Annotated in this window: 14 protein-coding genes and 1 pseudogene; 7 read left to right on the top strand and 8 right to left on the bottom strand. The window is 59.5% G+C overall.

Translation table 11 applies throughout. The features are described 5' to 3' along the window. Positions 1–35: 35 nt before the first annotated feature. Positions 36–440, bottom strand: a complete 405-nt coding sequence (locus ACMUVN_RS29770; RefSeq protein ID WP_414815855.1) for a hypothetical protein — start codon at positions 438–440, stop codon at positions 36–38. Between the two features lie 203 nt (positions 441–643). Here ACMUVN_RS29770 and ACMUVN_RS29775 point away from each other — a divergent pair, with 203 nt between their 5' ends. From ACMUVN_RS29775 to ACMUVN_RS29805, 7 genes are all read left to right on the top strand, one after another. Further along, the gene (locus ACMUVN_RS29775; RefSeq protein WP_414815856.1) at positions 644–943 is read left to right on the top strand and encodes a hypothetical protein; all 300 of its coding nucleotides are present in this window, start codon (positions 644–646) and stop codon (positions 941–943) included. 112 nt (positions 944–1,055) lie between these two features. Beyond that, entirely contained in the window at positions 1,056–1,319 is a 264-nt protein-coding gene (locus ACMUVN_RS29780; RefSeq protein ID WP_047614145.1) for a DUF1488 domain-containing protein, read from the top strand. A gap of 77 nt (positions 1,320–1,396) precedes the next feature. Continuing rightward, on the top strand, positions 1,397–1,726 hold the full coding sequence (locus tag ACMUVN_RS29785; protein ID WP_414815857.1) for a hypothetical protein: 330 nt from the start codon (positions 1,397–1,399) through the stop codon (positions 1,724–1,726). Between the two features lie 102 nt (positions 1,727–1,828). Beyond that, entirely contained in the window at positions 1,829–1,975 is a 147-nt protein-coding gene (locus ACMUVN_RS29790; protein WP_164735923.1) for a hypothetical protein, read from the top strand. Positions 1,976–2,299: 324 nt separating this feature from the next. Further along, positions 2,300–2,536, top strand: coding sequence for a hypothetical protein (locus tag ACMUVN_RS29795; RefSeq protein WP_018241121.1), 237 nt, complete (start codon positions 2,300–2,302; stop codon positions 2,534–2,536). Between the two features lie 137 nt (positions 2,537–2,673). Next, on the top strand, positions 2,674–2,856 hold the full coding sequence (locus tag ACMUVN_RS29800; RefSeq protein ID WP_047614140.1) for a hypothetical protein: 183 nt from the start codon (positions 2,674–2,676) through the stop codon (positions 2,854–2,856). A gap of 270 nt (positions 2,857–3,126) precedes the next feature. Further along, positions 3,127–3,327 (top strand): hypothetical protein, encoded by a 201-nt coding sequence (locus ACMUVN_RS29805; protein WP_047614138.1) that lies wholly within the window; start codon positions 3,127–3,129, stop codon positions 3,325–3,327. A gap of 712 nt (positions 3,328–4,039) precedes the next feature. On the opposite strand, the gene ACMUVN_RS29810 is transcribed toward ACMUVN_RS29805, so the two are convergent. The 7 genes and pseudogenes from ACMUVN_RS29810 to ACMUVN_RS29840 all read right to left on the bottom strand — a co-directional run bounded on the left by ACMUVN_RS29810 (position 4,040) and on the right by ACMUVN_RS29840 (position 8,041). Beyond that, positions 4,040–4,225 carry a hypothetical protein gene (locus ACMUVN_RS29810; protein WP_018241117.1) on the bottom strand — a complete coding sequence of 62 codons (186 nt, stop codon included), beginning with the start codon at positions 4,223–4,225 and terminating at the stop codon, positions 4,040–4,042. Positions 4,226–4,405: 180 nt separating this feature from the next. Continuing rightward, positions 4,406–4,834: a hypothetical protein gene (locus tag ACMUVN_RS29815; RefSeq protein ID WP_047614135.1), complete on the bottom strand. Its 429-nt coding sequence runs from the start codon at positions 4,832–4,834 to the stop codon at positions 4,406–4,408. A gap of 16 nt (positions 4,835–4,850) precedes the next feature. Next, a complete protein-coding gene (locus ACMUVN_RS29820) occupies positions 4,851–6,686 on the bottom strand; it encodes a hypothetical protein (protein ID WP_414815858.1) in 1,836 nt (611 codons plus the stop codon). Beyond that, positions 6,683–6,895 (bottom strand): hypothetical protein, encoded by a 213-nt coding sequence (locus tag ACMUVN_RS29825; protein ID WP_414815859.1) that lies wholly within the window; start codon positions 6,893–6,895, stop codon positions 6,683–6,685. The genes ACMUVN_RS29820 and ACMUVN_RS29825 overlap by 4 nt, the downstream gene beginning before the upstream one ends. 19 nt (positions 6,896–6,914) lie before the next feature. Beyond that, complete coding sequence (locus ACMUVN_RS29830) at positions 6,915–7,274, bottom strand: hypothetical protein (protein ID WP_414815860.1); 360 nt, start codon at positions 7,272–7,274, stop codon at positions 6,915–6,917. Continuing rightward, a pseudogene (locus ACMUVN_RS29835) lies at positions 7,274–7,525 on the bottom strand (lysozyme); the annotation flags it as partial. The gene ACMUVN_RS29830 and the pseudogene ACMUVN_RS29835, both read right to left, overlap by 1 nt. Positions 7,526–7,579: 54 nt before the next feature. Further along, on the bottom strand, positions 7,580–8,041 hold the full coding sequence (locus ACMUVN_RS29840; RefSeq protein ID WP_414815861.1) for a hypothetical protein: 462 nt from the start codon (positions 8,039–8,041) through the stop codon (positions 7,580–7,582). Positions 8,042–8,126: the final 85 nt, after the last annotated feature.

Here is an 8,126-nt window from a genome sequence, read left to right on the forward strand (position 1 = left end):
CGGGGCTAGCCGGGCGACGTCGCTGCAAGATCCATTCAGGGGATCTCGAACACGCGTTCAGGCAGTCTGGTCTTGGGAAAACGGTAGCCCAATGGCCGTAGCGATGCGGTCGTGGGCCCAGGCGCCGTATAGTGCGCGATCCGATAGGCTTTCGTCGGGGCGCCGCCGTCATCCTGCCATCTTGCAAAAGAGCCATCCTCCATCGCCTGAGGAAGCGGACCGGAACCCAGCTGCGTTGCCAGATACATTTTCAGAGCCGATTTCAGCGCGGCCTCATCGACGATGCCCGTCTGGAAACAATGAATGAGAAAACTCGTCGCGCTGATCTCAGCATCATCGGCCGCGTAAGTTTCGCCGCCGCGAAAGCCGGCCTTTCGCAGAATGCGATCGAGCATCCTCAAATTGTCGATATCGAAGAATTGATCAGATGTGGAAGACATGGCGTCCTCCTTCGTTGGGGCTAGGGTTTACTGGCGCTAGTATTCACTGGCGCGCCCCAAGCAGCGGTGCCCGTATCGTGCCCGCCGATGGATCAGCTTGCGCTCTTTGCCACCTGACCGCAACCTCATTCGCCAATAGCCATTGATGTAGCCATTGATAAAGCCGTGGCGGAACCCATTTTAGATAGAGGAGGATACGCATCATGCAGTTCAACGATGAAGCGACCCTCACAAAGCCGTCAGCACTGGCGGTGGAAAGACGTGCGCTCGTCAATCACCTGAGAGAAGCGATCGCGCGCCTGACGCACGGGCTGGCAGCAGCAGGTTTGGTCGAATTCGTGCCGCCTCTGCTGGAGATCAACAAAGTTCTCCACGATATGACGGACGAAATCTCCCGTGCCGATTCTCTCTATTCGAATGAGGTCATCACGGGCACGATGCGCTTGATCAAGACATCGGAAGCCTTGCTTGAAAGCCGGGTCATCGTGCAGACCATCCATTAAGACCTGCAGACGGCCGGACAGGCCGGCAGGCTGATCGCCATCGTGCATTCATTATCATCGCCAGGCCCGAGGTCCTCACATCGGCTCGTGCCCACTTCCAAGGACAACCGCAATGGCACTTATTTTTCCCAACAGAAGCCGCAGCTTCGACGAAGCCAGAAAAGGTGTCCGCTTCACCGGCTATGACGGCATGTTCGAGGTCAGGTTTCTGGTCGAAGACGCGGCCCTCGGCAGCGCGATCACGCGAGACTCTTCCGAGGCCGCCTACCTCAATGCCTTCGATGCCGCGCGCTCCTCGATTCAGGAAGCCGCATCGAGAGTCTATCAGCATCGGCGTGGCAACAACTTCACGCTCAGGGCCGAAGATTTTCGCTAATCGCTGGAAAGCATCGCGCCGGCAAGCTGGAACGGCCATCGTCCTGGTGTTGCCGGATGACTGGGGAAGCAAAACTCATGGTCTCGACCCGATACCGCTCGAAAGACCTGAAGCTGGCACGTCGCCATGTCGTGAAGGCCGCGCGCCGCGTTACCGATCAGGAAACGGTGGTCAGGAGACTGTCGCTCAAGGGCAGCTCCGCGGGACCGGCCTACGCGCTGTTGGGCAGGCTCTATGACGATCAACGGCGGAAACTCGATCGGCTGAAACTGATTGAAGCGATGGTTGAGGTAAAAGCGCAATCCTGTCCGGAGGCGCCCAGCCTTCCGGACATGCCCGCGCCGCGCTGTGCGATCGTGCGCCTCTTTGCGATCTCAGCCGGACCGCCACTTCGCCACGACTTGTAGCGCCGATGATCGGAGCCCATATCTGCTATGGCGGCAGTTTGTGAACGGGCGCTGCCACCAGGGGTCGTCAGAGTTCCCCAGCCCCAACCAAGGGAGGGCATGATGCCTTCCACGGTAAACATTCATTCCTGGAAAAGCCTGGCCCGGCATATCGGCAAGTTCAGATATCTCGACTTTCTGGTGAAATTGACGCCGGCAATCAGCCTGGCCTTTATCGTTTATATCGTTTTCAAGGGCGTCTTCTGGTAGGCACCGGAACGACCAATGACGGACAGACACGCCGTTGTGCCTGAAGACGGCTCTCTCCCCGATATCCTTCGGCATTCCGATTGAGATGGTATCGGGGCGGCAAGTGGTTTAACATGCGGCCGTTCAGACCCGCCGCGCCTTGATCCTTGATTCGTAAGGCGGCGCTGCTGCATGATATATGGAACTCCAGACAGACACCCCAGCTAAACGCTGTCCGATACCAGCCTTTCCCATAGGGGCGCGGATTGCCTGATGCATCTTACCAACGTGGCCTGCTGAACCGGCACCGCGTTGAATGCCACGCGACCACCCATAGGGAAAACGATGACAGACGCACCCGAGAATGAAGCGCTTTTCAACATCACCGGACACTATGTGCAGGAATTGAAGGCCGTTCTTCAAAGCGAGAGCATTGTCGAAGGCACCGACTACGAAAACAGCGCCTTCAACGAGAAACGACGGGCGGAAGGACTGCACCTGCTGCGCTTCCACAAGACCGGCACGGCAGCGCAGGCGACGCAGATCTGGGAAAAACATATGACGGCCCGGGCGCATCGATAGGGCGGACGAAGCCAAGTCTTCGACAGACACCGAGTTGAGATTGCCGGTTCTCCGATCCCCGATCCGGAGACGATAGGTGCTGGTATGCGCCGACATGGACTGGTGGCCAGCCCAACATTTCCAAGGAAGGAAAAATCATGACCAATGACAAAGCGAATAAGGTCCAGCCCGCCAAAGCGGCTACGACTGACGGCCCCTACGATGTCATCTACTTCGCGAAAAAACACCGCATTTCCAACGAGGATGCCAGGACCATCATCGAAAAACACGGCGCCAATCGCAAAGAAGCAGACAAGGCCGGCCGCCGCATCAGCGTCTGACCGAAGACAACCTCGGAGGCGCCGCCTCTTATCGCAATCCGGCCTGCGGCAGCCTCCGATGCCACGATGCAACATCAGCGGACGAATTAACCCTACTGGCTTACCTTAATATCAGCGCGCGCTTGAATACGTGGCGGCCTATGCCATCGTATTCTTACGATAGTCATTCTGGTCCCCGCGAGCGACGCTCCACCGGGACCAAGGCTTGGTTCTTCCGGGGATCGGGCAACTGACGCATAGGGCGCAGCAACATCAAATGGAGGGTATGCCATGAACAACGTATTGGAATTTCGTGCCAAATGCCCGCATGCCGAAAGCCTTTCCGACTGCCGGGAAGCACTTGAACCCGCCGTCATGAAGATCGTCAGCGACGCCGTCGGCAGGGGATACACGGCCGCGGAAGCCGCCATGGTGGTTGCCGATATCGCCGACGATTACATCCTGATGCTGTCGCGCCAACTGCGGCACTGATAGGCGACCCCCGCGCAGCTGTGCCGTCGTGAGCCATTTCACATGCGGACGTCGACACAAACACACACACCTGCGTCTTCGAAGGGCTGAATCTCCAGACGCCGATGACGAACGACAGACGGCTTCGCCCGCTGGCGATCGCCGAGATGCAAAGCCTCATCCGTCATCCCGTTGATATCAGTGGACCGCGCAGCAACTGCAGGGGTAGCAGTGGGTACAGGAGACGAAACCTACCGCGCGATCCGCGGGCAAAACCCCCGATATTGGTGGAAGTTCCCGGCAGAGATCCGACACCACACCCCCCGGGAAAACCGACAGAGGGATAATAGACAACCTGTCCGGGCAAGACGGCAGCCGTCATACGGACAGGCTCCGGCCGGGCGAAAATCGACGGCCACATCCCGCGCCAACAAAAACCCCGCCGGAGTGGGGCTTTCAGCGGAGCGAAGCGGAACGAGCCGAACAACCGGCTCATGTGCAAGCAAGATCGCCCATTTCAAACCCAGGCAACAATACCTCTTTCGCGAGCGTTTGCGGCACTGCTCTGTTCCGCTCAATCTTTGAATCATTGCTGTAATGCCGCGTGAAACAATCAGATGCGCCGTCCCCTTCTCACGTTAAAGCGGCTCAGCCTTGATGAAAGCTGAACCGCTCCAAACTTTGTTTTACGCACTTCCCGACGGAAACCGCTTCGCAGTTTTCCCGAAATTCTCTAACGCCACCTTGGCTGCCGTGGCGGAGCATTGGCCTGGATTTCATGGAGCGGCGCCCGAGACCCGAGAAGTTTCTTCAGCTTCTTCTCCTCCGCCGGGCCGATCCCAAACTTGCGGCAATGCTCGGCAACATCGTGCTCTCGCGGGCCGGGAATGCGAACTTGGCGATTGCTCATGGTTTTCATGACCGTTTCCTCCTGAGAGGAGAACCAACAGGCGGCCGATTTGTTCGTTAGCGATGTCTAAAATTTAGGGTTTTGCTTGGTTCGATTTGGCAACGTAGCTCCGCCGATCAAAAAACGGCTGATTGAGGCGTGCTGCGAGTGCGATGGAGTTCGAAGCCGCAGACAATCGGCGCCCTCAACTCAATTGATCTTCAACCAATGTCGCAACGCCGCCACCGCGCCATCGCTCGCATAGGCAATAATGCCACCGATCGTCAGGCCGGCAAAGGCGATCAGCCCGGAGATGCCATAGCCGATCGATTTCATCCGTTTCCAGTCTTCAAGCGCCGGCGCGACCATCTCCTGGTTCTTCTCGACGGTCTCTTTGAGGCTCCTGATCTCCTGGCGGATCTGCGCATCCGCGCCGCCGCTGATCGCCACGCTGGTATCGAGATGGGCGATCTGTCTGGCTTGCTCATCGAGCCGCGCGTGGATCACGGCGCGGCTGTCGTGCGCGTTGGTCTTTTCGTCGCTGACCTCCCTGCGCAGAAGCGCGACATTGTCCTCGATGCCTGTCAGCCTGCCCTCGACACGCCCGAGCGCGCGGAGGATATCGTCATTGGATGTCATCGCTCTCGGTGCTCACCTAGGGATAAAATTTCAACTTTTCGGACTGGGGAATGCCATTGGCGACACGGTCGATCACAGCGCCGTAGGGATGAACGCCATCCGGCGTGACGCTCGGGCGCACGATGGAGCCGACCGGTAGCACCGTGGCGCGCGGGATCGAGATGGTAATCGTATTGCCGGAGATGCTGGCGATCAAGGTGGTCGACAGGCGTGCAATGCCATCCGGCCCGGCATAGGTGTTGATCTCCTGCTCCGGCGCGAAAATGCTGGCATCCGCCACTTCGATCGTCGGGTAGGTCGCAACCCCGTCCGTTCCCGACTGCACCGTCACCACGGTGCTCGGCAGCTCCAGCATGCCCGGCCAGACGCCATCCCGGAAGCCGGAAACCCATGCCGCGTAGGTGTCGATCGACTCGTCGCAGCAAGCATTCGTTTTCGCAAGAATGTCGTTACGAAGGCGCCATTTGCCGGAAGCATCCGTGCCATCCGCCGGCCAGGTGTTGTTGGTTGAAAAGCTTTGATACTCCGCCCGGAGATAGAGGTCGTTGGCGCTGATCGTGCCTGTTGCCGGCGTGGTCGCAGATCCCGCGAAATTGTAGGTGAAACTGTTCGGCCCGGTGACCGTGATGACCACATTGCCGTTATATTCTGTCTGCGTGGCGCCGGAAATCGAAACCGTCTGACCCGTCACCAACCCGTTGATGCCGGAGGCGATCGTTGCGGTGACGACGGTACCGACCGATGTCAGGGTGACTGTGCGGGTGGAGGCCGTGCGGCCGAGCGGCGGGAAGGCGACGATCTTGACGCCGGAATAACGCGCCCGAAGCCTGGTGACCAGGCTTCGATAGTTGGTGTTGAAGTAAACAGTGTAGGTCGCGGCCGTGTCGTTCTGCCCCATCTGGTTGGCGATGACGGTGAACGGCTTCTTATTGTTGTTGAAGGCGGTGATCTCATCGAGAATGGCCCAGCGCCGGGTGGCGATCGCAGAACCGGTGCCGGTGAGCTCGCGCACGGAACCGTTCCCCGGCATGCCGATCATCAGATGCGGAATGCGGCCGATGCCGCCATCCTTGTCGAGCCAGCGGCGAAACCAGCCGAGATTGCCGCGTGCATCGGCCGCTGCGGAAAACTGCTGGCGCGCTTCACCCAGGCTGTCGACGACAGCAAGAGCGACCGGCCTTCCATCCCAATCGCCCTTGGCGACCATGAAGTCGGGGCCGTAATATTGCGGCTGCGTCTGAGTGGCGTAATTGGTGTCGAGCGCTGCCGTGCTGTCGGCGAGCGGCGTGTCCTTGAGGGCCAGGAGAGTGGCGAGATCGCCGGCGCCCCAGACGCGCTCGCCGCGATGTTTCTGGAAGCGGTAGACCGGCCAGATCTTGTCGCCGACGGCGGTGTGATAAAACAGCCAGATCTCGATTTCGCTTTCCGGATCGACATCGGGAATGGTCAGTTCATCCGTCCAGGCGCCGTTTGTCTGGTCGGCCACCGTCACCGTGTTCAGGCCGGCGAAGGTGCATTGGTAGAAGATGCCGGCGGCTCTGATGAACATCGCATCCGCCACCACGGAATTGCCGGGCGCGCCGATCGTGCCGGTGACGACCGTTTCCTGCGGCGCGTTGCCGCCTTCCGTCGAGGCGAAGCCCGAGAGGTGGAAGCGGAATGTTCTGGTCTTATACTGCGGCGTGTTGACGACGATTTTGCTGCACACATAATTCGTGCCGGATGCCGCGGTGACGATCGTGCCCGACGGCATGCGGTTGCGGGTCGCAAAGAACATGTAGCGATCGGAATCTCCGGCCCCGCCGCCGCTCAGCATCGGATTCGTCAGGGCAAGCGAGATGGCGTTCATCATGGGCGTGTTCCATATCTGCTAGTGAGGTCGTAGTAGAAGCGAAGGGTGCGCCCCTGGCGGGCGTTGGCCCGGTCGAGCGCCTGCCGCTCGCGGGCAAGGATGGCGATGACGGGTTCGCCTTCCACGACGGGCGCATGCGCCTCCTGTCTGCGCAGATCATCGGGCAAAGGCGGCAGCGCTACGCCGGCCACCGCCTGCCCCTTCATCACCGCTGCCCTGTTCAGGCGCTCAGTGGTGGAGCAGCCACTGACGATCAGCAGCAGTGACAGCGCAAGCGTGGTTCTTTTCCCGCTGAAGCTCATAGGATTGGATCTCGGTTTCGAGTGTGTCTCTGGCGGCCTGCTCGGCGCGTTCGGTGGCCGCCAGGCGCTTGCGATGCTCTTCGGTGGCTTGTGACGCAGCGTTGCGCTGGCGCTCCATCTCAGCCGCCTTGGCAGCGGCTGAGGTCCTCTCGGCCAGGATTACATAGCCGGCGCGCGCCTCGCGAACCGCCGAGGGATAGCCGATCGCAACGGCGTAGAGGTGATAGAGCAGCAGGCCGGCGGCGATGCCGGCGCCCATTTTGAATGCGTCGAGGATAGAGAACATCAGATGCCCTCGAGGCAGAAGGCGCGTTCCTTCTGCCGGCGCCTGACAAGGCCCGGAAAGACGATGCCGGCGGCGCGGTTCCACTTCAGGAGGGCTTAGCAGCCTTCAGCCGTTTTGCCTTGGTTGATGAGTTTGACGACGCTGGAGCTACAGGCCGCCTTGACGCCGACATTATACCCGAGGGAAGTCAGGGCGACGAAACGTGCGTCGGGGAGCGTGGCCGTGACGCTGCGCTCGATACCGGCGGCGTGCCTCGCTTAGGTGACAGCTAGTTAGAAGCGCCTTCATCGGTCGCACAACGGCAGTCAGAATATCCCCAGACCGTTCTCACGCATGTAGGCTATTTGCTCTCGAATGGCTTCCGGCGATGGGTAGAGCAACCTGTAGCTTTCGGGATTGTCGGGTGAGGCTTTGATTGCCGCAATCGCATCTCTTTCAATCGTGCCGCGTTTAACCGCGAAACGGTACCACGTTGCCGTATTCATAGCGAAGAGTCCGCAGACGACTACAGCGGCCAATGAGGTGAAGAGCCGTCTGTGTTCTACCTTCTCAAGCCACATGAGTAATACGGGAAGCGCACCAAGAACAGCGAATACGGCGTATCGATTTGCGGGAGCTGTAAAGTTCTCTGCCCGGCCGACAGCCGCCATGAAACAAGAACCGAAGCCAAATAGGGACACACCAATCAGGGCTGCGCGCCTTGGGGAGGGCGACCTCCACAATTCGATCAAAAGACCGATCTGGCCTGCTGCCGGTTTATCGGACACGAGATTAAGCTAATCCCACCTTGGTTTCAAAGTCATTTGGGCTGAGATACCCCAGTGTCGAGTGGCGACGTTTCGGGTTGTAGAA

Source organism: Rhizobium sp. IY2, from assembly GCF_047532935.1.
Taxonomy (GTDB): Bacteria; Pseudomonadota; Alphaproteobacteria; order Rhizobiales; family Rhizobiaceae; genus Rhizobium; species Rhizobium anhuiense.

Excerpts from the sequence above, each read along its gene's own strand:
- ACMUVN_RS29790 (WP_164735923.1), top strand. The coding sequence starts at position 1,829 with ATGCCTTCCACGGTAAACATTCATTCCTGGAAAAGCCTGGCCCGGCAT.
- ACMUVN_RS29820 (WP_414815858.1), bottom strand. The coding sequence starts at position 6,686 with ATGATGAACGCCATCTCGCTTGCCCTGACGAATCCGATGCTGAGCGGC.
- ACMUVN_RS29815 (WP_047614135.1), bottom strand. The coding sequence starts at position 4,834 with ATGACATCCAATGACGATATCCTCCGCGCGCTCGGGCGTGTCGAGGGC.
- ACMUVN_RS29795 (WP_018241121.1), top strand. The coding sequence starts at position 2,300 with ATGACAGACGCACCCGAGAATGAAGCGCTTTTCAACATCACCGGACAC.
- ACMUVN_RS29775 (WP_414815856.1), top strand. The coding sequence starts at position 644 with ATGCAGTTCAACGATGAAGCGACCCTCACAAAGCCGTCAGCACTGGCG.
- ACMUVN_RS29770 (WP_414815855.1), bottom strand. The coding sequence starts at position 440 with ATGTCTTCCACATCTGATCAATTCTTCGATATCGACAATTTGAGGATG.
- ACMUVN_RS29780 (WP_047614145.1), top strand. The coding sequence starts at position 1,056 with ATGGCACTTATTTTTCCCAACAGAAGCCGCAGCTTCGACGAAGCCAGA.
- ACMUVN_RS29810 (WP_018241117.1), bottom strand. The coding sequence starts at position 4,225 with ATGAAAACCATGAGCAATCGCCAAGTTCGCATTCCCGGCCCGCGAGAG.
- ACMUVN_RS29785 (WP_414815857.1), top strand. The coding sequence starts at position 1,397 with ATGGTCTCGACCCGATACCGCTCGAAAGACCTGAAGCTGGCACGTCGC.
- ACMUVN_RS29800 (WP_047614140.1), top strand. The coding sequence starts at position 2,674 with ATGACCAATGACAAAGCGAATAAGGTCCAGCCCGCCAAAGCGGCTACG.
- ACMUVN_RS29805 (WP_047614138.1), top strand. The coding sequence starts at position 3,127 with ATGAACAACGTATTGGAATTTCGTGCCAAATGCCCGCATGCCGAAAGC.
- ACMUVN_RS29830 (WP_414815860.1), bottom strand. The coding sequence starts at position 7,274 with ATGTTCTCTATCCTCGACGCATTCAAAATGGGCGCCGGCATCGCCGCC.